The organism is Thioclava sp. F42-5, assembly GCF_002213195.1.
GTDB classification, from domain to species: domain Bacteria; phylum Pseudomonadota; class Alphaproteobacteria; order Rhodobacterales; family Rhodobacteraceae; genus Thioclava; species Thioclava nitratireducens.
In genome coordinates this window covers 182,201-206,829 of sequence record NZ_NBNZ01000006.1, presented here as the reverse complement: position 1 = coordinate 206,829, position 24,629 = coordinate 182,201, and the positions used below count along the sequence as shown (strand labels likewise).

General features: G+C 66.1%; 27 protein-coding genes. 8 read left to right on the top strand and 19 right to left on the bottom strand.

Annotated elements, in window-relative coordinates; translation table 11 throughout:
* The first annotated feature begins 2 nt into the window (after window positions 1-2).
* Genes B6V74_RS15860 through B6V74_RS15845 form a run of 4 tightly spaced genes read left to right on the top strand, consistent with a single transcriptional unit; the run spans window position 3 to window position 4,064 of the window.
* Window positions 3-485 (top strand): chemotaxis protein CheW, encoded by a 483-nt coding sequence (locus B6V74_RS15860; protein ID WP_088723355.1) that lies wholly within the window; start codon window positions 3-5, stop codon window positions 483-485.
* 2 nt (window positions 486-487) lie between these two features.
* The gene (locus tag B6V74_RS15855) at window positions 488-1,342 is read left to right on the top strand and encodes a CheR family methyltransferase (protein ID WP_088723354.1); all 855 of its coding nucleotides are present in this window, start codon (window positions 488-490) and stop codon (window positions 1,340-1,342) included.
* Window positions 1,342-2,457 carry a chemotaxis response regulator protein-glutamate methylesterase gene (locus tag B6V74_RS15850; protein WP_088723394.1) on the top strand — a complete coding sequence of 372 codons (1,116 nt, stop codon included), beginning with the start codon at window positions 1,342-1,344 and terminating at the stop codon, window positions 2,455-2,457. Before B6V74_RS15855 ends, B6V74_RS15850 begins: the two co-directional genes overlap by 1 nt.
* Entirely contained in the window at window positions 2,454-4,064 is a 1,611-nt protein-coding gene (locus B6V74_RS15845) for a hypothetical protein (RefSeq protein ID WP_088723353.1), read from the top strand. Before B6V74_RS15850 ends, B6V74_RS15845 begins: the two co-directional genes overlap by 4 nt.
* Window positions 4,065-4,077: 13 nt before the next feature.
* On the opposite strand, the gene B6V74_RS19025 is transcribed toward B6V74_RS15845, so the two are convergent.
* Complete coding sequence (locus B6V74_RS19025; protein WP_168184241.1) at window positions 4,078-4,236, bottom strand: hypothetical protein; 159 nt, start codon at window positions 4,234-4,236, stop codon at window positions 4,078-4,080.
* Between the two features lie 361 nt (window positions 4,237-4,597).
* On the opposite strand from B6V74_RS19025, the gene B6V74_RS15835 reads away from it, so the two are divergent.
* The 4 genes from B6V74_RS15835 to B6V74_RS15820 all read left to right on the top strand — a co-directional run bounded on the left by B6V74_RS15835 (window position 4,598) and on the right by B6V74_RS15820 (window position 8,897).
* Window positions 4,598-4,894 carry a septum formation initiator family protein gene (locus tag B6V74_RS15835; RefSeq protein WP_075775013.1) on the top strand — a complete coding sequence of 99 codons (297 nt, stop codon included), beginning with the start codon at window positions 4,598-4,600 and terminating at the stop codon, window positions 4,892-4,894.
* 182 nt (window positions 4,895-5,076) lie between these two features.
* Entirely contained in the window at window positions 5,077-6,102 is a 1,026-nt protein-coding gene (gene pdhA / locus B6V74_RS15830) for a pyruvate dehydrogenase (acetyl-transferring) E1 component subunit alpha (RefSeq protein WP_075775014.1), read from the top strand.
* 14 nt (window positions 6,103-6,116) lie between these two features.
* Window positions 6,117-7,511 carry a pyruvate dehydrogenase complex E1 component subunit beta gene (locus B6V74_RS15825; RefSeq protein WP_075775015.1) on the top strand — a complete coding sequence of 465 codons (1,395 nt, stop codon included), beginning with the start codon at window positions 6,117-6,119 and terminating at the stop codon, window positions 7,509-7,511.
* Between the two features lie 12 nt (window positions 7,512-7,523).
* On the top strand, window positions 7,524-8,897 hold the full coding sequence (locus tag B6V74_RS15820) for a pyruvate dehydrogenase complex dihydrolipoamide acetyltransferase (protein WP_088718476.1): 1,374 nt from the start codon (window positions 7,524-7,526) through the stop codon (window positions 8,895-8,897).
* A gap of 186 nt (window positions 8,898-9,083) precedes the next feature.
* Here the strand turns inward: B6V74_RS15820 and cysE are convergent, their stop codons facing one another.
* The 18 genes from cysE to B6V74_RS15730 all read right to left on the bottom strand — a co-directional run bounded on the left by cysE (window position 9,084) and on the right by B6V74_RS15730 (window position 24,488).
* Complete coding sequence (cysE, locus tag B6V74_RS15815) at window positions 9,084-9,890, bottom strand: serine O-acetyltransferase (RefSeq protein ID WP_075775017.1); 807 nt, start codon at window positions 9,888-9,890, stop codon at window positions 9,084-9,086.
* Between the two features lie 375 nt (window positions 9,891-10,265).
* A complete protein-coding gene (locus tag B6V74_RS15810) occupies window positions 10,266-14,240 on the bottom strand; it encodes a glycoside hydrolase/phage tail family protein (RefSeq protein ID WP_088723351.1) in 3,975 nt (1,324 codons plus the stop codon).
* Window positions 14,241-14,252: 12 nt separating this feature from the next.
* A complete protein-coding gene (locus B6V74_RS15805) occupies window positions 14,253-14,690 on the bottom strand; it encodes a peptidase (protein WP_206185214.1) in 438 nt (145 codons plus the stop codon).
* On the bottom strand, window positions 14,687-15,577 hold the full coding sequence (locus tag B6V74_RS15800) for a DUF2163 domain-containing protein (protein ID WP_088723350.1): 891 nt from the start codon (window positions 15,575-15,577) through the stop codon (window positions 14,687-14,689). Before B6V74_RS15800 ends, B6V74_RS15805 begins: the two co-directional genes overlap by 4 nt.
* On the bottom strand, window positions 15,574-16,206 hold the full coding sequence (locus B6V74_RS15795) for a DUF2460 domain-containing protein (protein ID WP_088723349.1): 633 nt from the start codon (window positions 16,204-16,206) through the stop codon (window positions 15,574-15,576). Before B6V74_RS15795 ends, B6V74_RS15800 begins: the two co-directional genes overlap by 4 nt.
* A gap of 10 nt (window positions 16,207-16,216) precedes the next feature.
* Window positions 16,217-16,879, bottom strand: coding sequence for a phage tail tape measure protein (locus B6V74_RS15790; RefSeq protein WP_088723348.1), 663 nt, complete (start codon window positions 16,877-16,879; stop codon window positions 16,217-16,219).
* Window positions 16,876-17,085, bottom strand: coding sequence for a rcc01693 family protein (locus tag B6V74_RS15785; RefSeq protein ID WP_088723347.1), 210 nt, complete (start codon window positions 17,083-17,085; stop codon window positions 16,876-16,878). The genes B6V74_RS15790 and B6V74_RS15785 overlap by 4 nt, the downstream gene beginning before the upstream one ends.
* Window positions 17,082-17,411 (bottom strand): gene transfer agent family protein, encoded by a 330-nt coding sequence (locus tag B6V74_RS15780; protein ID WP_088723346.1) that lies wholly within the window; start codon window positions 17,409-17,411, stop codon window positions 17,082-17,084. The genes B6V74_RS15785 and B6V74_RS15780 overlap by 4 nt, the downstream gene beginning before the upstream one ends.
* Window positions 17,411-17,824 carry a phage major tail protein, TP901-1 family gene (locus tag B6V74_RS15775; RefSeq protein ID WP_088723345.1) on the bottom strand — a complete coding sequence of 138 codons (414 nt, stop codon included), beginning with the start codon at window positions 17,822-17,824 and terminating at the stop codon, window positions 17,411-17,413. Before B6V74_RS15775 ends, B6V74_RS15780 begins: the two co-directional genes overlap by 1 nt.
* Before the next feature lie 81 nt (window positions 17,825-17,905).
* Entirely contained in the window at window positions 17,906-18,313 is a 408-nt protein-coding gene (locus B6V74_RS15770) for a DUF3168 domain-containing protein (RefSeq protein ID WP_088723344.1), read from the bottom strand.
* Entirely contained in the window at window positions 18,310-18,648 is a 339-nt protein-coding gene (locus tag B6V74_RS15765; protein ID WP_088723343.1) for a head-tail adaptor protein, read from the bottom strand. Before B6V74_RS15765 ends, B6V74_RS15770 begins: the two co-directional genes overlap by 4 nt.
* A complete protein-coding gene (locus B6V74_RS15760; protein ID WP_088723342.1) occupies window positions 18,645-19,238 on the bottom strand; it encodes a hypothetical protein in 594 nt (197 codons plus the stop codon). Before B6V74_RS15760 ends, B6V74_RS15765 begins: the two co-directional genes overlap by 4 nt.
* A 191-nt stretch (window positions 19,239-19,429) precedes the next feature.
* Window positions 19,430-20,629: a phage major capsid protein gene (locus tag B6V74_RS15755; protein ID WP_088723341.1), complete on the bottom strand. Its 1,200-nt coding sequence runs from the start codon at window positions 20,627-20,629 to the stop codon at window positions 19,430-19,432.
* 39 nt (window positions 20,630-20,668) lie between these two features.
* Complete coding sequence (locus B6V74_RS15750) at window positions 20,669-21,226, bottom strand: HK97 family phage prohead protease (RefSeq protein ID WP_206185213.1); 558 nt, start codon at window positions 21,224-21,226, stop codon at window positions 20,669-20,671.
* Between the two features lie 10 nt (window positions 21,227-21,236).
* Entirely contained in the window at window positions 21,237-21,470 is a 234-nt protein-coding gene (locus tag B6V74_RS15745) for a hypothetical protein (RefSeq protein ID WP_088723339.1), read from the bottom strand.
* A 1-nt stretch (window position 21,471) separates the two neighbouring features.
* On the bottom strand, window positions 21,472-22,662 hold the full coding sequence (locus tag B6V74_RS15740; RefSeq protein ID WP_088723338.1) for a phage portal protein: 1,191 nt from the start codon (window positions 22,660-22,662) through the stop codon (window positions 21,472-21,474).
* A 154-nt stretch (window positions 22,663-22,816) separates the two neighbouring features.
* Complete coding sequence (locus B6V74_RS15735) at window positions 22,817-24,175, bottom strand: terminase family protein (protein ID WP_088723392.1); 1,359 nt, start codon at window positions 24,173-24,175, stop codon at window positions 22,817-22,819.
* Window positions 24,123-24,488 (bottom strand): hypothetical protein, encoded by a 366-nt coding sequence (locus B6V74_RS15730; protein WP_240496882.1) that lies wholly within the window; start codon window positions 24,486-24,488, stop codon window positions 24,123-24,125. Before B6V74_RS15730 ends, B6V74_RS15735 begins: the two co-directional genes overlap by 53 nt.
* Window positions 24,489-24,629: the final 141 nt, after the last annotated feature.

Sequence of the window (24,629 nt, the reverse complement as noted above, 5' to 3'; positions counted from 1 at the left end):
ACATGACACAGAACCACCGTACCGTCGTCACCTTCGGACTGGCGGACACGCTTTTCGCTCTGCCCGTTGCGCCCGTGGTCGAAATTCTGGACGTGCGGCCAATCACTCCACTGCCCCGAACGCCCGCACATCTGCTGGGGCTGATCGACCGGCGCGGCGCTTCGGTACCGGTGATCGATCTGCGCCGTCTTCTGGGACGCCCCGACTGCGATGACGCGCCAGATACGCGGATCATTGTCCTGGGGCTGCGCGGCGATGGTGACGCCGATCACAGTGTCGGGCTCCGGGTCGACCAGGTAATCGAGGTGACAGAGCTCGACGAGGCTGTCACCCGGCCGCTGGCCGAGGCGGATTTGCTGAAATGGCACGAATCTATGGTGGCCGGCATCGGTCGGCGTGACGGCGCCTTCGTGACAGTGCTGGATGTCGAAGGGCTCTTCGCGGACGACGTCGCTGTTCTCGCGTCAGCCGCGCTCGCCGCCTGACAATGGTAGACGCGGCAACCAGCACCAGCCACGCCAGGCTCGATCGGTTCCGCGACCTCGTTCACGAGGTCAGCGGCATCCGGTTGCGGGAGTCTAAAAACGTGATGATCGAGTCGCGCCTGCGCAAGCGTATGGTCGCGCTCGGCCTCCCCACGCTGGACGCATATCTCGGTCACCTGTTCGACGATGGAGCAATGCGCGAAGAATTGCCCCGGATCATCGATCTGATAACCACCAACAAGACCGACTTCTTCCGGGAGCCGGCACATTACCGCTTTCTGGAGGAGCGTATCATTCCCGAATGCCTCGCGCCTGCGCCCGCTGGACGGACGGTCCGGTTCCGGCTCTGGAGCGCGGCAGCCTCGACCGGGGCCGAAGCCTGGTCGGCGGCAATGCTGCTGGCCCGCGCGGCACAGGCTGATCGCCGGCTGGATTGGGCCATACTCGGCACCGACATCTCTCACCGGGTGCTGCAGATCGCGCAAAACGCCGTCTTTCCGCTATCGGATCTGGAGCCGGTCCCCCCGGCATTGCGCGACGCCTATCTCATGCAGGGCAGGAAAGGCCCGGTTCGGCAGGCACGAATTGTGCCGGAACTCCGTGCGCGGGTTCGGTTCGCGCCGATGAACCTGATGGAGATACCCTATCCGATCGAAACCGGTCTGGACGTTGTCATGCTGCGCAACGTCCTGATCTATTTCGACCCGCCGACGCAGCACCGGGTGCTCGCCGCGCTGGCCCGACACCTGCGTCGCGGCGGCTACCTGATCGTCGGCCATTCCGAGTCCATGATCGTACAGGTGCCTTCGCTCGTTCAGATGGCCCCCGGCGTGTTCCGCAACGAAGGAGCAACATGATGGCGCAGATCAAGGTTCTGATCGTCGATGACAGCGCCTCCGCGCGAAAGGCGCTGTGCGAACTTCTGGGCGCGGATCCGGCCATTCGGGTGACCGCGACCGCCCGCGATGCTTTCGACGCGGCCGAGAAAATGCGCGATGCGCTGCCCGATGTGATGCTGCTGGATCTGGAATTGCCGCGTATGAATGGGCTGACTTTTCTCGCCAAGATAATGGCACAGCACCCGCTGCCCGTCGTCGTCTGTTCGAGCCATACCGATGCCGGCTCGCATGCCGCGATGCGCGCGCTGGAAATTGGGGCCCGCGAGGTCGTGGGCAAGCCGCGCCTGACCACGCCCGAGGCCCGGCAGGAAGCACAGATCCGGCTCTCCGATGCCGTACGCGCCGCTGCGAAGGCAGGCGGACTTCGCGGCTTCGGCGATCGCGCGTCCGCCCGACTGAAGGCAGAGCCGACCCAGCTCTCGCCTGGGCCGAAACTTACGGCCGACGTCATCCTGCCTCCGCCACGTCCCGGCGCGCCGATCCCCTCCGGCGTCGGGCCGCTCGTGGTGATCGGCGCTTCGACCGGGGGGACGGAGGCGCTGGCGACGCTGCTTCCGCGGCTTGCCCCGACGACGCCACCGGTCGTGATCGTCCAGCACATGCCGGAGAAATTCACAGCGGCCTTCGCCCGGCGGCTCGATGGTCTCTGTTCGGTCAGTGTCAGCGAGGCGGTCGATGGCGACCGCCCCGTCCCGGGCAGCGTGCTGATCGCACCGGGCGATCGCCACCTCATTCTGCGGCGGCAAGGCGCGGGCTATCGCGTGGGGATTCTCGATGGGCCCTATGTCGCACGGCATCGACCTTCAGTGGATGTTCTGTTCCGCTCGGCGGCGATCGCCGCCGGGCCGGCGGCGCTGGGGATCCTGATGACGGGCATGGGCGATGACGGCGCGCGCGGGCTGGCCGAGATGCGGGCGGTCGGCGCCCAGACCATTGCTCAGGACAAGCCGACCTCGGTCGTGTGGGGGATGCCCGGTGAGGCGATGCGCATCGGCGCCGCTGAACGGGCGGTTCCGCTGCAGGGGCTGGCGACGGAGATCGCGCGGTACGAGATGCGGGTCGGTGCGGCATGACCGATGATATCACGCGGTCGCTTGCCGCCCTCCGAACAGTTTCGGCGCAGCTGGCGGGCGAGTTGGAAACCGTCTTCCTGAATGCATCGACCGCGCTATTCGCACGGCTCGACGATCTCGGTACGATGCAGACCATGCTGGGACGCGTCTCCGAGGCGTCCGGCCAGGAGGGATTGAAACGGGTCGACGAGGCAGCGCGCGACGTCGGGACGCTCCTCGAAAAGGTCGAAGCCCAGTTCGGCATGCTCGACGAGGCGGCCGAAATGCTGCTCGGCAATGCCGCAGAGATCCGTGCTCTGATCCCCGCTCAGGTCCGCAGAATTCGGCTTGCGCGAATGATCGCGACCAATGCCCTCGTCGTCAGCCGCGCCATGAACGAGGGGTCGCTGGCGCGCTTCGCCACGGAGGCCCGGACAATCCTCGACAGGATCGATCGCGCGGTGGCAGAGCTGGGGGAGGAACTGGCGCAGGGCGACCGGCAGCTGGCCCACCTCGCCCCGGAGATCCGCGGCATGAAACGGACCGCGCAAGACATCGGGGATGTTCGAAGGGAAATCTCTGCTCTGCTCCGTGCGCTGCGTGGCAATTCCTTGCCGCTCCGGGCCGTGGAACAGGTCGGAGAAGCGCGGCAACGTCTCGGATCCGCCCTCCAAAGCGCGGTGACCCATCTTCAATGCGGTGACGCGGCACGGCAGAGGCTGGAACATGTCGAGGCGATGGCGGCGCGCGGCGAGGCCGGTCCGGCGGGCGTAAAACCTGCCGCCCGGGCGCTCGCGCAGCGACAGCTGCACGCGGCGATCGACGACTTGGGGATGGGCATCGAGGCCGCCCTGCCGGAGTTCGATCGGATGGGAGTGCAGGTCGAAAACGCGCGCGTCGAACTCGCCGGCATCGCCGAGGCTCCCTTGGCAAGATCACTGGCCGGCGTGGCCGAACGCGCCCGCCGGCTGGCGACCGGGGCAGAGCAACTTGCAGCGCAGCGTGATCGGATCGCGCCGGACATGGCCGCTCTCTCGGCCCTTTACGCCCGCAGTGCCGCGTCCGCCGCGGAAATATCCCGTCTCGACGAACGCATCCAGCTGCTCGGGATAAACGCGACCCTGGTCTCCGGCCGACTGGGGCCGGACGGCGGAGCGACGCTCGAAGTGTCGGAGCAGCTGCGCGACTGCACACTCGAGATCGCGGCCGGGATCGCCGGGATCGTCCGCCTGGCCCTGTTGCAGGAGTCGAGCGCCGCGGTCTTCCTTTCCCCGGACGAGCAGAGCGGCGCGGATATCTCTGCGGTCAGGGCCATGGAGAGCCTCGCGGCAGAACTCGGCGCCGCGTTGGACGGCATGACAGATATGGTCCGCGCCGACCGCGATGGTCCCTTGCGGGATAGCCGGGCCGCGTTGGTGCGCTTGCTGAGCGAAGCACGATCGGCGCTTCCCCCGAACACGAACAATGTCTTCCAGGGCGAGATTTCGAATGACATCGCCAGCTTTTTGGAAGCGGTCGAGGCGAGTTACACCATGCCCGCAGAGCGCGAGGTGCATGCCGGGGTCTTCCCGTCATCCTCGGCGGATTTCGTATCCGTGGCACAGGAGGCCGAGGACATCTTCTTCTGAGGTATCCGCATATTCAGTCACCGGTTCCAGCGCCCGGACGCTGAAGCGTATCGTGCGCCGATTTCGCCAGCGTGTCCTCGGTGCAGCCAGTGTCGTAGAGACAGACGTGACGGGCGCCGGTCACCGTGTGCGTTTCCAGCCATTCAAGGATGTAATCACCGATAGTCTTCACGATAGCGACGAGGGCCTGCCCCCCGCGCATCGGCGGCGGGGGACGCGGTGATGCCGAAGAGCCGAATCTTCTTCGATCCGATCGCCTCGATGAATCCGGAGATGCTCACATGCGCGCGTTTCCATTAGCGCCTGCGTAGCCAGATGCGCGGGTGGGAACAAGTTTGTGCGCAACCAAGGGCGGTGCATGCGAGACAATTCGCCGACGCGCAACTCTGCGCGGAATCTTTGCAGAATTGATCGCAGGGGGGATTCCAATGACGAATCACATGTGACATGATTCGAGATACAGGGCCCGGCAGAGGTCAGGACGCGGCTCCGGGGGACGGAGCGCGGCCGATACGGAAGAGAGAGGCAGGACAATGGTTATGAGACGCCCCACGATCGGGCCTCTGATTTTCGTGACCGTGGCGGTGGTGCTCGGCGCCTATTTCGCCTTTGCCGCCGTACAGGGACGCTACGGCATTCTCAGCCGCGTGCAGATCGAAGCGGAGATCGACGCCAAGCGCGCCGAGCGCGATGCGCTGCGCGCCAAGGTCGACCGGATGGCCAACCTGACCCATCGCCTCTCCGACGATTACCTCGATCTGGATCTTCTCGACAGTCAGGCGCGCGAAGTGCTGGGCGCGATGCGCTCCGACGAGATCGTGATCCGCTGAGAGGCTACTCGGCCTGCCCGTTTTTGCGGCACAAACATCGCTCGAAAACTGCCTCACCGGCCCTAGTTGAAACGTGAGCGCCATTCCCGCCCTGCGATGCCGCGGGGTCATTGCCTTCGGCCCGGCATTGCTGTAAGGAATGGTTTAACGCTAAACTATTCCGGCCAAGGGAGGTCTGACCAATGGCAGCACGGAAAGGCTCGGCGAGCGGCGCCAAAGCGGGCGCGAATGTCTCGGCCGAGGAACTCAAGCAATATTACCACGACATGCTGCTGATCCGGCGCTTCGAAGAGAAGGCCGGTCAGCTCTACGGCATGGGTCTGATCGGCGGCTTCTGCCACCTCTATATCGGGCAGGAAGCGGTGGTCGTCGGCCTCGAGGCTGCGGCGAAGGAAGGCGACAAGCGCGTCACCTCCTATCGCGACCACGGGCACATGCTCGCCTGCGGGATGGACCCGAAAGGCGTCATGGCCGAGCTCACGGGCCGCGACGGCGGTTACTCGAAGGGCAAGGGCGGCTCGATGCACATGTTCTCGAAAGAGAAGCATTTCTACGGCGGCCACGGCATCGTCGCGGCGCAGGTACCGATCGGTGCGGGCCTCGCCTTCGCGGATAAGTACAAGGGCAACGACAACGTCACCTTCACCTATTTCGGCGACGGTGCGGCGAACCAGGGTCAGGTCGCAGAGACCTACAACATGGCGCAGCTCTGGGATCTTCCGGTCGTTTTCGTGATCGAGAACAACCAGTACGCGATGGGCACCAGCGTGAAGCGCGCGACCAAGTCGCCCGACTTCTACGAGCGCGGCATCGCCTACGGCATCTCCGGCGAGGAAGTCGACGGGATGGACGTGCTGGCGGTGAAGCAGGCTGGCGAGAAGGCCGTCGCGCACTGCCGCGCGGGCAAGGGCCCCTACATCCTCGAGATCAAGACCTATCGCTATCGCGGCCACTCGATGTCGGACCCGGCGAAATACCGGACCCGCGAAGAAGTGCAGAAGATGCGCGAAGAGCGTGACGCGATCGAGCAGGTCCGTCAGCTTCTCCTGACCGGCAAGCACGCGACCGAGGACGAGCTCAAGCAGGTCGACAAGGATATCAAGGCGATCGTCAACGGCGCCGCCGATTTCGCCAAGGAGAGCCCGGAGCCCTCCGTGGATGAACTTTACACCGACATCTACACCGATGTCGCGCCGCAGAACGCCTGAGGGGGGAAAGACAGATGGCAACCAAGATTCTGATGCCCGCGCTCTCGCCCACGATGGAAGAGGGCACGCTGGCGAAATGGCTCAAGAAAGAGGGCGACGAGATTTCGGCCGGTGACATCATCGCCGAGATCGAGACCGACAAGGCCACGATGGAATTCGAAGCGGTCGACGAAGGCACGCTGGGCAAGATCCTCGTCGCCGAAGGCACCTCCGGCGTGAAGGTCAACGACCCGATCGCGGTACTGCTGGAAGAAGGCGAAGACGCCTCCGCCGCGGAAGAGGCCGAAGCGCCCGACACCGGGTCGGACGCCGCCGAGAGCGACGACAGCGACGAACCCGCGAAAACTCCGGCCAAGGCGAAGTCCTCGGACGACGGCGACGACATGCCCAAGCCCGACACCACGCCGGATTGGCCCGAAGGCACGCCGATGAAGACGCAGACCGTCCGCGAGGCGCTGCGTGATGCGATGGCCGAAGAAATGCGCGCCGACGACACCGTCTTCGTGATGGGCGAGGAAGTCGCGGAATACCAGGGCGCCTACAAGGTCACGCAGGGCCTGCTCGACGAGTTCGGCGACCGCCGCGTGATCGATACGCCCATCACCGAGCATGGTTTCGCCGGTCTCGGCGTCGGTGCGGCCTTCGGTGGCCTGCGCCCGATCGTCGAATTCATGACCTTCAACTTCGCCATGCAGGCGATGGACCAGATCATCAACTCGGCAGCGAAGACGCTCTACATGTCGGGCGGCCAGATGGGCGCACCGATGGTGTTCCGCGGTCCGAACGGTGCTGCGGCCCGCGTGGCGGCACAGCACAGCCAGGATTACGGCGCATGGTATGCCCATGTTCCGGGCCTGAAAGTCGTGCAGCCCTACTCGGCGGCCGATGCGAAGGGTCTACTGAAAACCGCGATCCGCGATCCGAACCCGGTGATCTTCCTCGAAAACGAGATCCTCTACGGGCGGAGCTTCGAGGTACCGGATCTGGAGGACTTCACGATCCCCTTCGGCAAGGCGAAGATCTGGCGCGAAGGCGCGGATGTCACCATCGTCAGCTGGGGCATCGGTATGAGCCACGCGCTCGAAGCCGCGGACAAGCTCGAGAAAGAGGGCATCGACGCCGAAGTGATCGACCTGCGCACCCTGCGCCCGGTGGATTACGACACGGTGCTCGCCTCGGTGCGCAAGACCAACCGCTGCGTGACCGTCGAGGAAGGCTTCCCCGTCGCGAGCTTCGGCAACCACCTGTCGGCCGTGATCATGGAGCGCGCCTTCGACTGGCTCGACGCCCCGGTGATCAACTGCACCGGCAAGGACGTGCCCATGCCCTACGCGGCAAACCTCGAGAAACTGGCGCTCGTGACCTCGGACGAGGTCGTCGATGCGGTCAAAAAAGTCACCTACCGGTAAGGGGATAGCGCAATGGCAACCCAGATTTTGATGCCCGCCCTGTCGCCCACGATGGAGGAAGGCACGCTCGCGAAATGGCTCGTGAAAGAGGGTGACGAAGTCTCCTCGGGCGACATCATCGCGGAGATCGAGACCGACAAGGCCACGATGGAATTCGAGGCCGTGGATGAAGGCACGATCGGCAAGATCCTCGTCGCCGAAGGCACCTCCGGCGTGAAGGTCAACGACCCGATCGCGGTGCTGCTGGAAGAGGGCGAAGACGCTTCCGCCGTGGACGAGGCCGAAAGCCCTGCCCCGGCCGCGGCTCAGGCCGAAGCGGCCGAGGACGCGGAAGAGACCAAGGAAGCCGACAACGCGCCCGCCGAGAAAAGCGGCGCGAAAGCCGGCGGCTCGAAAGGTGCGGGCGCCGCGCCGAAGACCGAGAAAGCGCCTGCCGCGCCGCAGGATGCGGATGGCAAGCGCGTCTTCGCCTCGCCGCTCGCGCGCCGCATCGCCGCCGACAAGGGCGTCGATCTGGCCTCGCTCAAGGGCTCGGGCCCGAAGGGTCGCATCGTGAAGGCCGATGTCGAAGCCGCCGAAGGTGGCAAGGCAGCCCCGGCCAAGTCGGACGCGCCGAAATCCGCGGATGCGAGCCCCGTTCCGGCGCCCGCGCCGACGGTATCCTCCTCTGCCATCGCCAAGATGTACGAGGGTCGCGAGTACGAGGAGATCGAGCTCAACGGGATGCGCAAGACCATTGCCGCGCGCCTCACCGAGGCCAAGCAGACGATCCCGCATTTCTACCTGCGTCGTTCGGTCAAGCTCGACGCGCTGATGAAATTCCGCTCGCAGCTCAACAAGCAGCTCGAGGGTCGTGGCGTGAAGCTGTCGGTCAACGACTTCATCATCAAGGCCTGCGCGCTGGCGCTGCAATCGGTGCCGGATGCGAATGCGGTCTGGGCCGGCGACAAGGTGTTCAAGCTGAAGCCCTCGGACGTGGCCGTCGCGGTCGCGATCGAAGGCGGGCTGTTCACGCCGGTGCTGAAAGATGCCGAGGCGAAATCGCTCTCGACGCTTTCGGCGGAGATGAAAGACCTCGCGACCCGGGCCCGCGACCGCAAGCTCGCGCCGCATGAATATCAGGGCGGCAGCTTCGCGATCTCCAATCTCGGCATGTTCGGGATCGAGAATTTCGACGCGGTCATCAACCCGCCGCATGGCGCGATCCTCGCCGTCGGTGCAGGCATCAAGCAGCCGGTGGTGAATGACGAGGGCGAGATCGAGGTGGCGACCGTCATGTCGATGACGCTTTCTGTCGATCACCGCGTGATCGACGGCGCGCTCGGCGCGGAGCTTCTCAAGGCGATCTGCGAGAACCTCGAGAACCCGATGCTGATGCTGGCCTGACCGGTCCGCACGTTTCGAGACTTTGAAGAGGGGGGCGCTGCCCCCCTCTTCGCATTCGCGAACTCGCCCCGGGGAGATTTTCACCAAGGAAACGATGCGCAGTCATTCGAGAGGCCTGGAGGCTTTTCGCGAGGCAACAAAAAAGCGGGGCCGAAGCCCCGCCTCTCTATTCCATCTGAGCTTTGCTCAACTGCCGTGCAGCAGCTGGTCCATCTCGCTTGCCGGACGCTCGCAGCCCGCCTCGCCGACGATCTTCGCGGGAACGCCGGCCACGGTCTTGCAGCAAGGCACGTCCGAGAGGACGACCGACCCCGCCGCGATCCGGCTGTTGTCGCCGACATGGATATTGCCAAGCACCTTCGCACCGGCGCCGATCAGCACGCCATTGCCGATCTTCGGGTGACGGTCCTCGTCTTCCTTGCCGGTGCCGCCCAGCGTCACCGAATGCAGCATCGAGACATTGTCTCCCACCACGGCCGTTTCGCCGATCACGATCGAATGGGCGTGGTCCATCATGATGCCGCGGCCGATCTTCGCACCGGGATGGATGTCGACGCCGAAAAGCTCCGAAGCGCGCATCTGCACGAAATAGGCCATGTCGCGACGCCCGTTCGTGAACAGCCAATGCGCAATCCGGTAGCTCTGCAGCGCCTGGAACCCCTTGAAGAACAACAACGGCTGGATCAGGCGGTGGCAGGCCGGGTCGCGCTCATGCACGGCGACGAGATCGGCGCGGGCCGCCTGCCCCAGATCGGGATCGGCCGCGAAAGCTTCCTCGGCGATCTCGCGCAGGATCTGCTCGCTCATCTCCGCCGAGGCCAGCTTCATCGAGAAACGGTAGGCCAGCGCGCGTTCCAGCGTCGGGTGATGCAACAGCCCCGCATGGATCAGCGCGCCCAGAAGTGGCTCGTCACGCACCGCTGCCCGCGCCTCGTCGCAAATCTGCGTCCAGACCGGATCGACGGTTGCAACCTTTGCCATCTGCTTGTTCATCGGATTACTCCCTCTTCGCGCGCAAGAACCTAACACATAGGTTTTTCGGCGGATAGAGGAAGGGGCGTTCGATCATTTCGGTTTACGGGCTGTCGCATGGATTGCCACGTGGCGAGCCCCGCGCAGACGCAGCCTAGCGCGGACAGATAGCGTGGATCGCCCGGCCCTGCCCGCGCCCGCGGCATCCTCAGCGCCATGCTCAGGATCGCGCCATTGCCCCAGCAGGGGTGCACACGACGCAACCTCTTGCAGTACCGATCGGCCGCATGGACTTGATCGAAAAGCCGGTGGAGTCGCTCCATGCGGCGCTCCTCCGGCCATAGCATCACCGCCCGTGCAAGCGTTATCAGATCGCCGTCGAGCACCGCGCGCATCTTATCCCGTCCAGATCAGCCGCGCCGGTAGTCCCGGCCCGAACACATCAGAGATCTGCGCCACCTCGAAGGTCGGCGCCGCGATCATCCCGTCCTCCGCGCGCTCCGCAGCGCCATAGGTCCATTCCGGCGTGCTCACGATCACTTCGCGCCGGATCGTCTGCCCTTCGAGAACCCGCACCCGGTAGCGCTCGGACGCCTCCCCCAAAGGCACGTCCAGCGCCTCCCAGTCGTCGCCCCCGATCCGCGTCCGGCGCACCCAACTCAGCCGCAGATCGCCGCCCTGCGCCCCTGCGCGCAAATGACAAGGCGACAGTGGCCGCAACCCGATCCCCGCGAAGGCCTGAACCGTGTGAATATAGGAAGGGTCGTCATAGCCCCGCCCCGCCGGCCCCACGCGGTAGTGGCGCGCCAGATTACGTGCCGAGGGCGCGACCTCGATCTGGCGCAGTGCCCCGTCGAGCATCACGACGACCGAACCCTCCGGCCAGGCATCGGGCATCACCGCGTCGCTGCCCGCCTGCCCTCGCAGCCGGGTCGAGATATCCCATACCCCCGGCTCTACCGGCTCGGCGGTGACGAACTGGAAGATCTCCCACCGATCCGACGAGCCATCGCCGATCGCCATCGCGTTGAGCCCAGCGAGCACACTGGCCTCGCTGGCGCTGTGCAATTCCCCTGAGAGCATCTTCACCCGCAAGCCCGGACCACGGTCCCACAGACCGCTCTGCGCGCGCGGCAGGATCGCCTGCGTCACCCCGACCGCCGCCTGCGTCTCAACCTTCGTGTTGAGCGCATAGCCCGCATCCTCCAGCGCCGAATAGAGCGCGGCCGCCCCCGGCCAAGGGCTTGCAGTGACCGCAAGATGCGGCGCGTAAGGATCTTCCGCCCCGGTCAAAAGCGGCAGATCGAGAAACACAGGCGTCACCGGCACCGGGGGCGTGAAGCTCCCGATCCGCGCGACCTCGTCGGTCTCTTCCGAGGGGTCGTAAATTCCCGACTCCGCTCGCACGGCCTCCACACGGATCGCTTCAGCGCGTTCCATCCGGTCGATCCGGTAGCGCAGCGCGCCCTCCTCGGTCTGCAGCACCACGACATCCCCCGGCCCGAGCCATCCCATCGAAGGCGGGAGCGTGAACTGCACCGTATCGCGCGCCACGCGCGCCTCCGCGAGCCAGCGATGGACGACACGAATTCCCTCGGCCCGAGTCAATGCCAGGGGCGCCTCGCTCGCGGAGGCTGGGCCATCCATCTCATCAGGAAAGATCGCCTCCACCGCGCGGGTCTCGAAACTGCCATCGGCCTCGACATAGGCGAGCCGGACCCGTCCCGCGATCTCTGCCTCCGGGACGCGCCGCGTCTCGAGGCTCTGATCCTCACCATCCAACGCCAGCAGCGGAGGCAAAAGCTCCGCATCCACCGACGCATCGCGCATCCGGAACACCAGCACCCCGTCGCGCTCCACCGCATCGAAGCCGTAGATCAAGCTCAACGACTGCAATGCCCCGCGCGGCGTGATCCCACCGGGCATCGCATATCCGCGCACCACACCGTGCAGCGCGCTCACGTCGAATACGGAAACGCCCGCAAGCGCACATATCTCGCCCACCACATGCGCCAGAGGCTGGGCCGTCGCCCGCCCCGAAATCCAATGTCCGCGCGCGTAATTCGCAGCATCTTCCCACAGGTCCGGCAACCCGGGAAATTGCGGATAAGGTCGCACGTCCCAAGCCCAGACATGAGCGTGCGACATATCCACCATCGGGCCGCCATAGAACTCCGAGACCGGGTTGCGCGCGTCATCCCCCCAATAAGATGTCATCGCCCGCAGATATTGCATCTGCATGTAGTCGTCCCGCCGCCCGTCCGAGTAATGCGGCAGCGCACTTTCCGAGCTTTTCGGATCGAGGAACTTGTTGGGCTCGTTGGTGCCCTTGTCGATCGCGGCGCAGCCCATCTCCGTAAACCAGATCGGCTTCGAGCGCGGCACCCAGGCCGTCGGCTCCTCAATTCGCACGCCGCCGATCCGCTCGTGATGGTCATGCTCCCACCAGCCGCGAATGTCCTTGTAGCGCCAGACCCAGGGCTCTCCGTGATCGCCATCGGTGATCTGCGTGCGGATCTGCGCGTCGCGATGCTCGGGCGAGGCGTAGTACCAGTCGAACCCCTCCCCGCCCTCGACATTCGACTGCAGGTAATCGAGATCGTAGATAGTGCCCCAATGCGCGTCCGCGTGGTGCTCGCCCTCCCGCCAATCCGACAGCGGCATGTAATTGTCGATCCCGATGAAGTCGATATCGTCATCGGCCCAGAGCGGATCGAGATGGAAAAACCGGTCGCCATTTCCCGGCTGGTAGCCGAAATACTCGGTCCAATCCGCCGCGTGGCCGATTTTGCACTCTGCCCCGAGCACCGCACGCACGTCCCGGGCCAACTGCACCAGTTGCGCCACCGCCGGGAAACTGTTGCCCGGCCTTCGGATCTGCGTAAGTGACCGCATTTCGGACCCGATGCAGAACGCCTCCACCCCGCCAGCCAGTTTGCACAGATGCGCGTAATGCAGAATGAAGCGCCGGAACGACCATTCCTCCGGCCCGCTATAAGTAACAGTCTCGCCCGACGCCGCAAAATCGGTCACCTGCGCCGCCCCAAAGAACGTCACCACCTCATCGACGGCAGCCGCCGCCCCATCCGGCGACCCGGCACGCCCCGGCGCCTCGGATGTCGTGATCCGCCCCCGCCACGGCAGCTTCGGTTGGCTCCGCGCATCGCTCCACGGATCGGGTAGCGCGTTACCCTCCAGCTGATCCATCAGGATGAACGGATAAAACGTCACCGCCTTGCCCGCCGCATGCAGCGCCGCAATCGCCTCGATCACCGCCGCATCCGCAGGCGTGCCTCCATAGATCGAGTGCCCGTCGAGCTTCGGCACCTCGTCGACATCGCGTCGTTCAGCCCCGGAAACGCACCAACGCATCTCCCTGCCCTCGCGCCCGCGATCACCGACCTTCGGCCGCACCTGACACCGGTCGCAACGCAGATCGTCCCCAAACCAAGACACGACCAGCGACACGGCACCGCAACCGGGCAGTTCCTCGTCGAGCATCTCGACGCTCGCGGCAAAATCCGTTCCGCCATGCGGCGCATGCTGGTTTACCGGCTCCGCCGCAGTGTCGATGCCCCATCCGCTGAAGAACGATAGCGAGGAGCCGGTCGGATACATCAGGTCCGACCCGGTGCCGTCCCCTCGCAGCTCCGCTTCGCTCACCCGCCGCGTCGCGAGCGAATACTCCCCCGTCCCCGGGATCAGCGCCACCGCCTCGATCGTCTGCGTCAGATCGGGCGCGCCGCGCACGCCTTTTCCCTGCGCCGGCCGCACCACCTCGAAGGTGAATTGCGGCACCCGGTTGCCAAACGGCTTGAGCTGCAGGTTTTCGAAGACGACATAGGCGATCCCGCGATAGCTCGGCACCGCGCCTGCACCCTCGACCGCCTCGATTTTCGGATCGGGCTGCTGATCCTCGGACCCTGTGTAGACCCGCATATTCAGATCGGACGGATCGAGCTCGGTCCCATCCGCCCAGATCCGACCGACGCGCAGGATCTCCCCCTCGCCCAGAGCCATCGCGAGGCTCACCGAATAGCTATATTCGATAAAGGTCGGCTCGCCCTTGCCGCCGCCGCTCTTGTGCTTTGTTTCGATGAAACGCGTGGCCCAGATCACCTGACCTGCCACCCGCATGCGTCCCCAGTGCAGCCCGAGCCCATCGCCCTCGGACGCGCTCGTCAGGCGCAGCCGATCTACCCGGCCGGTCTCGACCGAGCCTGAACCGCCTCCCAGCAATTGCTGATCGATGGCCCGGCCCAAGGTCGCCCCGACCGCGCGTCCGATCACCGCGCCGGAGAGTCCCAGTATCGTGCCTCCGAACCCGGCCCCGATCGCGGCCCCTGCCGCTGACAGCAAAATCGTCGCCATTCTCCGGCTCCTTCATCGAAATTGAAAACGCGCCACGATGCGGCGCTGCCACGGCAGGCTGAGCGCACTCTCGCAGACCCCGTGCCCGGCATAGGCGTGAATGAAAGTTGGCTCCGCGCCGACCGCGCCCGCGATCCCGAGATGTTTCGCGACCGCTCCCGCGCGCATCCGGAACAGCAGCACATCGCCCGACCGCTCCACGCCGTTCCACGCCGCCATCTGCGCGCTCAGACCGCGGAAGAACGCCTCATCGCACCCCGCCTCCCCCCAGTCCGGCGTATAGGCCGGGACGCCATCCGGCTCGCAGCCGTAAAGCTCCCGCCAGACCGCCCGCAGCAAGCCCAGGCAGTCGCAACCGACACCGCGATGCGAGCCTTGATGCAGGTATGGCGTGCCGACCCAAACCCGCGCGATCGCCACCGCCCGCGCCGCCCGCTCCTCTGCGGTCACTTGAACAGGCTCCCACCCGTATTTCCGCCACCCTGCACCGGGTAGGAGGTCAACCAATCCTCGCCGGGAATATGCGGAAAGCCACGGAAATTCAGAAAGTTGGCGAACTTGCCCTTACAGGTCTCGGCCCGCTTGTCGCAGCCGGCCTCAAGTCGCACCACATCGCCCAACGCCACATCCGCGCCGATCCGCGCCCACAGTTCGATCTCGCGCCCCGCATCGCGTACCCGGTCCACCTTGATTACGCCGACCAGCCCTGCCGCGGCCCCCGAGATCACCCGAAACCGACCCTTCTCGAACCATCGCTCGGCAAAGCCACCCAAGCTGTCGAAGCCGAACACGACCGAGCCCTCGACAAAATCCACCGGCCCCTCGTGAAAGTAGCCCAGCTGCCCGGTATCGAAACGACACGCGCCATCGCCCAGCACCGCCGAACAGCGCGGATGATAGATCCGGCCCTTCTCGGCGCCCAACGCCTCGCTCAAACCCCGCAGTTCCGCCGTGAACGCCCCGGCCCCGCGCGCGATCTCGCCGAGATGCCCGCGAAACAACAGCGCACGCTGGCTCACATCCGCCCAGTTCACGATCCATGCGCGCACCTCGGCCCCATCATATCGCCCGGCCAGAATATCCGCTTCAGAGATCGCCTCCGAACTCAGCGCGCCATACACCTCCGAGTTATCCACGGCCAAGCCAGTACCCTGTGCGACCGCCTTCGCCGTCATCCCGCTCTCCGGCTCGAACGCGATCCCGTCGAAAACCAGCCCTCCGTCGTGATCGGTGAAGCCAAGCACCACGCCATCGCGCCGCGTCACCGCCCAGGCCCGCGCGATCGTCGTTGTCCCGCTCTCGAGATGCGCCCGCAGCGCCTCCGGATAGCCGCTCATATCCGCACCTCCACGACCGGCACCTGCGGCATGTCACCCGCCTGAAAGCTCTGGACCGAAACCTGCACCGCCTCTGTGTCGAACCGCACCGGAACGTCGAACTCGAACCCGGCGGTGATCGGCGCGCCGTCGGCGGGCGGATCGACGAACGTCACTTCGCCGGTCTCCAGATCGACGGCCCAATCCACCGCTTCCGCCTGATAGCCGCCCTGAACACCCAGCTTCACCGTGCCCGCGACCGGCTTGGTGATCGGGCGGCGATACTCCGACCCGCCCGAGGCATAGAGCTTCGAGAGCGTGAACACCCGGCTCACCCCGTCGCCATGCCCGATCAGCTGGTCCTCGTAACCGACCGCCTGCGAGGGCGAACAGCTTTTGAAATCTGCCCAATCCTTCCAGCGAAACCCGTGCAGCTGCCCCCCGCGCGCCTCGAAGAAGGCCAGCAGTCGCTCCACGTCATCCAGCGACCGAAGCCCCACCCCCGCATCATAGCGCCTGCGCGAATGAGCCCAGGGGCTGTTGCGCTCCTCGAACCCGTTGGTCAGCGTCACGATCTCCGTGCGCCGCTCGGGCCCGCCCACCGAGCCAAAGCTCAGATTCGCGGGAAATCTCACCTCGTGAAATGCCATATTCGCCCCCTCAGCGATTGCGCTCGCCACGCGCCAGCGCCCGGCTGACCTGCGCCGCGATCTGGCTCGACGAGCGTTGGAACCCGGCCACATCCGGCGTCGTGACATTCATCACCACATTGACCGCGCGGCCCCCGCCCTGCGCAGCCACACCCAGCCGCCCATCGGCCCCGCGGGTCAGCGGCATGATCGCCTCAGGCCCGGCCTCCCCCATCAGCCCGGTCGCACCGCGCATCGCGAAACGGGTCGGGCTCGACACAACACCGCCCTTGGCGAACGCCCGCACGCGCCCCTGGCTGAACGCCCCGCCATCGGCAAAAGGAAACAGCCCGCTCACCAACCCGTTCACCCCGTTCGCCACCGCCCCGCCGACAGCCTGCTGCACCGGCTTCATCGCGACGTTGTAGACGCTGTCGGCCATGCTGCGCGCAACTTGCCTCAGCGCATCCGACAGACGCATCCCGTCGAACACGACCCCGTCGAAAGCGCTTCGCAGCCCCCGCCCGAACGCATGGCTCAACGTGCTCACCTCGCGCCCGGTGAAAGTCAGGCTCTCACGCATCGCGGACAGTTCCTGATTGAACACCTCCGCCATCGCACTCGCGCCGCCAAGCGAGCGCTCCAGATCGGCGGCCTGCGCGCCCAACCCGTCCAGATCATCCGTATCGATCATTTCAATCCCTCCATCCTCGTCGGCGCATCGGGAAACCGCGCCAGCAATTCATCGAGCCGCGCGCGCCCCATCGGGCGTGCCACCGCGCCGCCCGCGCCCAGCATCAGCGCCAGCTCTGCCGGGCTCAGCGCCCAGAACTCCGCCGGTCGCAGCCGCAATTCCTGCACGCCCGCCCGCATCAGCCCCGGCCAGTCGAGCCCGCTCACGCTCCCCCCTCGCCGGGGACCGAGAAGGCCCGCGCCAGCAGCTCCGCCGCCTTGCGCGCAGCCCCCAGAGGGCCGCCACCGATCTCGACTGAGCGCAGATCGCCCGCACAGCCCTGCCAGCCGCCGCCGCGCAGCCCTGCCACGATCACCGCCAGCACGTCGCGGCTCGAAAACCGTCCCGCCTCGAACCGCTCGACCAACGCGATCATCCCGCCCGTCTCGCCGATCTCGGCCTCCAGTTCCGCCAGGGCGCCCAGCGTCAGTTTCGCCACATACCGCTGGCCGTTCAGCGCCAACTCGACCTCTCCTGCCCACGGGTTCGCCATCAGATCGCCGTGAAGCTCAGAGCACCGGCAGACGCCATTGCGACCTCGTAAGTCGCTTCGCCGTCATGGCTCCCCGCATAGTCGATCGAGGTGATCATGAACGGCCCCTGCACGATGCCGAAATCCGGGATGATCACCTGGAACTGCGGCACCTCGCCATCGAAGAAGATCTGCCGCGCGCGCTCGTCGGTGCCCGCATCCTTGAACACGCCAGAGCCCGAGATCGCGGCCGAGCGCACCCCCGCGCCCCCCAGCAACTCGCGCCAGCGCCCCTCGCTTTCCAGCGAGGTCACATCGACCGTTTCCGCGTTGAAGGTGATACGCGTGGCGCGCAGCCCCGCGATGGTCTCGAATGTCTGGTCCCCGTTCAGGTCCAGTTTGATCAGAAGGTCCTTACCGTTCTGCGCAACCATGGATTTTCTCCGCTTTTCGATATTTTGTTTCCGACAGAGCGACAATCGACCGGCCGAAAAGTTGCAAATGTGAAAGTGTACTCAGCCCTCGACCCGCGCGCGGAAGGTCAGATCGAGCCGCCGCGACGCCCCCTTGTCGACCCGCCGGGCGCGCGCCTTGAGGAACCACAGCCCCACCACGCGCCCTCGAGTCAGGCTCAACGGCACCTCAAGAAGCGCATCCGAGATCGCCGCGCCAATCTCCTTGGCTGCATGAAACCCGGCCTCGTCGCTGACAACCGAGACGGTGAAATCATGCACCGCCCCGTCGCCCGTCATGTCCGAGGCATCGCGCGCGTTCTCCGGCCCGAGGCTCACATAGGTCCCGCTTGTCGTCCCCGCAGGCGCGGCGTCATAAACCGCCGCCCCGACGAGCGCCGTCACGGCCGCATCGCTCTGCAAGCGCGCATAGACCGCCTCCTGCAAGGCGGCTCCGATCGCGTAGCTCATGCCACCACCTCCTCACGCGCGAAACAGGTCAGGTAATGCGCCCCGGCATCCGCCTCCGCCACCGCGAGGATCCGGAACACCCGCGTGCCCTCGCGAAACCGCTGCTCCGGCTTCGGTCTGCGCGGCGAGCCCTCGGGCGCGGCCCGCACCGTGATCTTCCACGGCACCGAGGCGAGCGTCACGAATTCACCCGCGCGCTCCACCCCCGTCCCCGGTTTCATCTGCGTCCAGAGGATGCCCAGCTCGGTCCAGGCTTCGATAAAGCCACCCGCCCCGTCCGGCACCCGCTCTGGCGTCTCCAGCACCAGCGCTCGGTTCAGAAACGGCGCCTTCATCGCCGACCTCCCAACAGGCGCACCGTGCGCCAGCGCTCGATCAGCGCGCCAACGCCATAGGGCATCTCTCGCCCGCCCGCGCCCTCGTCCCGGCGCTCATAATATTGCGACGCCAGCAGAAAGACCGCCTGCGCCAGATCGGTCGGGAGATCGGCCCAACTCGCCCCAAACCCAGCCGTGAACCGAACTTCTGCCACACCGCCCGCCGGGATCGACGGCAGTTCGCCGCCACAGGCCGCCAGTCGCGGGCGCTGCAGATCCGCGACCAACCGATACCCCTCCGGCGCGACCACCGTGATCACCTCAGCCGCATCGACCAAGCGGACCTCAGTCACCGCACTCACCGGAGCCACCGGCAATGGCTGCGCCACTGCATCGCGCCACGCCTCAAGGCTCAGCGCGAAATCCCGCGCCAGCAGCACCTTAGCGGTGCGTCCTTCGATCGCCGCCATCGCCGCGCGCAGGTAGCGCTCCAGCGCCGCATCCTCTTCCACCACATCCGAAAACCCGGTGCCGAGCCGCAGATGCGCTCGAAATTCCGCGACGGGCAGCGCGCTCGCCGCCGCCACCGTCTCTTCAGTCAACATCATGACATTCCTCCGCAATTCGCGTGGTTGCACCCCCGGCCGGGGATGCCGCCAATCATGTCGGGCGCGAGCCCCGCCGCCGCTCGAACGGAGGGAGCAGCTAGGCGACGGCCGTCAGCCCCGCGCCCGTCCCGAGACCGGCATCCCGGCCCCGGGAACCGGAAGGCGGAGCCCCCCGATCCCGCTCACGCATCTCAGGCGAGCGCGAATTTCAGCAGCTTGATCGCGGCGAAATCGCTGACATCGCCGCCGACGCGCTTGGAGGCGTAGAACAGGACATGCGGCTTGGCGGAGAAGGGATCGCGCAGCACCCGCAGATCCGGGCGTTCCGCCACCGTGTAGCCCGCCTCGAAATCGCCGAAAGCGATCGCGAAACTGTCCGACGCGATATCCGGCATGTCCTCCGCGATCAGCACCGGATAGCCCATCAAGCGTGCAGGCTCGCCCGCGGCCAGACCATCGGTCCACAGGAACCGCCCATCGGCATCCTTCATCTTGCGCACGGCGCCTGCGGTCTTCGAATTCATCACGAAGCTCGCATTGGCGCGGTATTCCGCCTCCAGCGCATAGACCAGATCGACCACCGCATCGGCCGGGTTCGCGCCCGAGAAATCCCCATCCGCGCCCGTCGCGACATAGCCGAGCGAGCCCCAGGTCCACGACCCGTTGCCGACCTGCGGATGGGTCAGAAAGCCCGTCGGCTTGTCCACCCCATCGCCCGAAATGAACGCCGCCGCCTCGGCGCGGGCGAATTTCTCAGCGATGCGCTGCGCCAGCCAGGTCTCGACATCGAAGGCGCTGTCATCGAGCAGCCGTTGCGACGCTTTCGGCATCGCGGCCAGCTCGTGCAGCGGGATCGAGATCCGATCGATCTGCGGCGTCGCAGTCTCGCTCAGCGCCGCACTCTCGGTGGCCCAACCCGAGCCCAACTCGCTGCGATCGACCAGCACGTCGAAAGAGGTCGCCTCGACATTGACCACATTCGCGATCTGGCGGATCGAGGCCGTCGAGGTCAGCACCGAGCGGATCGTGTCGGAGGTCTGCGGGTCAACCAGATAGCCACCTTCAGCCGCGACCGAGCTGTTGAGCGCCTTCCCCTCGAGGCTCAGCCCCCGCAATGCGTCGTCATCCCCCGAACGCAGGTAGGCCGCAAAGGCCTTCTGATGCGGCGCCTCCTCGTTCGCGGCGGCGGAAAGGGCGGGACGCCCGGCAGTCATGGATTTGCTCTGCAGCATGGTCAAACGCTCGTCTTGTTGTTGCATCTTCACTTCAACTTCATCGCGGAAGGCTCTGACTTCCTTTACGAAACCGGCCAGCGCGGATTGCACCTCCGTGGCCGGATCGGGGCCTTCGGACATACCCGTCCCGGCCCGAGACTTGCTCTCGGTCTTCATCGTCACTCCATCTCCAATGGGATCTCTCGCCCGCCCGCCTCAGCGACCGGCCAGTTCCGCCGTGGCACCGCGAAGCGCCGCGGCCAGATCGCGCAGATCACGCGCGAGGCTTTCGCCCTTCGCCGCCACCCGCGCCTCGCGAAGCATCGGGAAGGTCACCAGCGACACTTCCCAAAGCTCCAGTTCCGCAAGCAGCCGCCGGCCTTTTGCGTCCTTCTCGGCGGCGACCGTGCGATAGCCGATCGACAGCCCGTCGATCGCCCCCGCCGCAATCAGCGCCGCCGCCTCCCGCGCCCGCGCCACGCCGGGCAACAGCCTGCCCTTGACGTAGAGCCCGCGCGCGTCTTCCCGGATATCGTCCCAGATCCCGATCGGCTGCGCCGGGTCGTGCTGCCAGAGCATCTTCACCGTACCGCCCCGTGCCAACAGCCGCTCCAACCCTTTCGCGTAAGCGCCTTTGCAGACGACGTCGCCACCTTGATCGGGCAGACCGAACAGGCTCGCATAGCCCTCGATCACCGTCCCATCGGTCAGTTGAACGGGGTGCGCCTCGTTCGCGCAGAACTTCAATTCCAACCCGTAATCATGTGTATTCATGTCTATTTCCCTATTTCAAACCGACCTCGACGAGGCTGAGCACCGCCTGCGTCAGGATCACTGCCACCACGCCATAGACCGCCATCCAGAGCCGCCGCTCCAGCCGTTCGATCATCGCTTCGATCCGACCGAGCCGCTGTTCGACCTGCGAAAATTGCAGCTCCATGATCTTCTCGGTCGCCTGCATCCGTTCCTCGTGGACGGCAAAGGGCGCCTTGAGGTATCGCGATCCACCATCGGCCATCTCAGCCCTCCACCGCGTCCACGGGCACAGGCGGCAGGCCCAGCAGCGCGCGCTTCTCGGACGCGGTCAGGAAGGAGACCTCGCCGATCCGCTTCCATTGCTGATCGCGTTCGCTCGCCAAGGCCGGGATCTGGTCGAGATCGGGCCTCAGGCTCACCCGCTCGCCCGTCCATGTCGACAGCCACCACGCAACATCCGCGGCCACCTTGGTCGCGAGCGGCAGCACCGTGAGCCGATAGAAGGCCCGGTGCGCCTCGGCGTAATTGGCGTAGGTCGCATCGCCGGGGATTCCCAGCAGCATCGGCGGAACCCCGAAGGCCACCGCGATCTCACGTGCCGCGGCCAGCTTGGTCTCGTGAAATTCCATATCGGACGGTGAGAACCCCATCGGTTTCCAGTCGAGACCGCCCTCCAGCAACATCGGCCGCCCCGCGTTGCGCGCGCCCTGATGATGCGTCTCCATCTCGAAGACGAGCCGGTCATACTGGTCAGGCGACAACGTCCCCTGCCCATCGGCGCCCTTGTAGACGATCGCCCCGGAAGGCCGCGCAGCATTGTCCAACAGCGCCTTCGACCAGCTCGACGCACTGTTATGGACGTCCACGGCCACCGCCGCCGCCTGCATCGGCGACAGTCCGTAATGATCGTCCTGCGGATGAAACGCCCGCAGATGGCAGATCGGATCGGGGCTTCCGATCATATCGAACCGATGCTTGCGCCCGGCCACCGTGTAGTCATAGGCGACCGGCCAGCCATCCGAGCCCGGCACGATGCTCATCCGATCCGCGCGCAGCACGTGCAGCTCGCGCGGCAGCCCCGGCTCCACCGCCACCGCCTCCAGGTAGCCGTTGCCCGACAGCAGCATCTGCCCGTAAAGCGCCTCGAAGAACGCACTCTTGCCCTGCGCCGCGTTGGGCCGCGCGATCAGCTCGAGCACGGGATGGACGTCGTAACGCCGCTCCGCATCCTGGCAAACAAGCGGCAAGGCAGCCGCGGCCTCCGCGATCAGCTTCACGCAACGAAATCCGACCGGGTTGCCCGTAAACCCCGACCGCGTCAGCGAACCCACATCGCGAGGCGACCACACCACACGCCCCGACCCGCTCGCCATCGCCACGATCCGTCCCGTCGCCGAGGCCTTCACCTCCGACCGCCCCGCGCTTTCGGATTTGCGAAAGATGTTCCAACCCATTCCCGTCTCCTTCTCGCGGCCCCGTCGCGGACCGGCTGGCAAAGAAAAAGGGCCGGGGAATGCCCCAGCCCTTGCTCTCGAATTCGATTGTTGCGCGCCGGGGGTTTTGCACCCCCGGACCCCCGCAGGATATTTCGCCCAAGCCGAAAGAGGCTCAGAGCCCCCGCAGCTGCGGCCTGCGCCAATGCGCGGCCGGCTCGAGGATCAGTTCGGTGATCGCCCAGACCAGCGCATCCACGCGGTCGGGCGAGCCCTTGCCCTGATAGCCCTGCAGTCCCATCCGACACATCTGGTCTTCGAGCGCATCGAGATCCGACGATCTCAGATGCGCCACCCGGCCCTGTTCATAGAGTGCCGCCACAGGTTCCGCGCGCGCCGATTTGCCCCGGCTGGCGCGCAACGCCTTGAACGGGATCAGCGGGTCGATCTGGCGCAGCACGCTCTCGATCAGATCGCCGCCTTGATTGACCTCGGCCACCAGCTTCTCCGCGCCCCAGCGCTCCATCGCTGCGATCCCGGCGCGGGCCCAGTCCATCGGCTTGCCGCGAATGCTGGCATCCTCCAGCACCACCGCGCGCCAGTCCTGCACCGGGCCTTGGGTGCGCGCCCCCACGACCACGATCCCGCATTCGTCAGAGGCCGCCTTGCCGCTGACCGACGGATCGAGCGCCACCACGACCCGGTCCAGATCACCGGGATGATTGATCCGCGCCCGCTCCAGCATCGCCGTCGTCCAGAGCGCGCCCTCGACATCCTCCAGGAGCACCCCGTCCAGCTCCTGCCGCCCCAACCGCGTCCCGGCATAGCGCGCCCGGACCTCGGCGAGGAAACTCTCCGCCAGATGCGCCCGGTTCGCCTCGGTCGGCGCATGGCTGACCACGGTCGATTGCGTCTCCAAAATCTGTTTCAGCACGCCCACATTGCGCGGCGTCGTCGTGATCACCTGCTGCGGATGATCGCCCAGACGCAGCGCGAATTGCAGCATGTCCCAGACCTCCTCCGCCTTCTTCCATTTCGCCAGTTCGTCGACCCAGGCCGCGTCGAATTGCGGCCCCCGCAGCGCCTCGGGCTCATGCGCGGAAAACGCCTGCGCCGTGGCCCCGTTCGGCCAGACGAGCCGGCGCCGGGTCGCTTCCCAGACTGGTCTGCGGTCGGGCGGAGAGCAGGCGAGTATCCCGCTCTCCCCCATCACCATCACGTCGCGCACCTGATCGAAGGTCTCGCCGACCAGCGCAACACGTCGCGCCCTTCCGGGGTCGAGCGGGCGTGCGCCTTCCACCTGCGCACGCACCCACTCGGCCCCGGCCCGCGTCTTGCCCGCGCCGCGCCCACCCATGATCACCCAGCTTTTCCAATCCCCTTCGGGCGGAAGCTGATGATCGAGCGCCCAGAACTCGAAGATCCAGGGCAGCGCGAGCAATGCATTGTCATCAAGCCCGTCGAGAAACGCCTCGACACTCTCAGGCGTCGCGGAGGCGAGCCAGGCGGCGCCCGATTTCAACTCTGGCGGCATCGAAGTCGAGCGCGCCATCCCGCCCGGCGGCGACGCCTGCCAACTGTCTGCGGAGTTTCTCGACACGCGTTCGTTCCTCCATCACCAAATGAAAAGCGGTGCGGAGGTCCTTGACCGCCTGCACCGCCGCTTTCGCCTCGGATATCTCGCCGCACCGCACCCCCTGCAGCGCCTGCGCCAGTTCCTCGGCCACGTCACGATAGAGCGCTTCGGTCTGATCCAGAAGATCGACCGGCGCCCCCGCCTCGTTCATCATGTTGTCTTGCGTCACGTACGAACCCACCCGTTCCAAGTTGGTCCGTTCGAGAGACATGAAAAAACGCCGTCGGGTTGCCCCGCGGCGCTTGCCCACTTCTCCTAGCGTGCCAAACTCCTACCCGAGAGCGTTCGCAGAGTCAAGCTCTAAATTCCGGGTTGTGCGGCGTGGGCAAAAAAGAACCCCGGCGAAAACCGG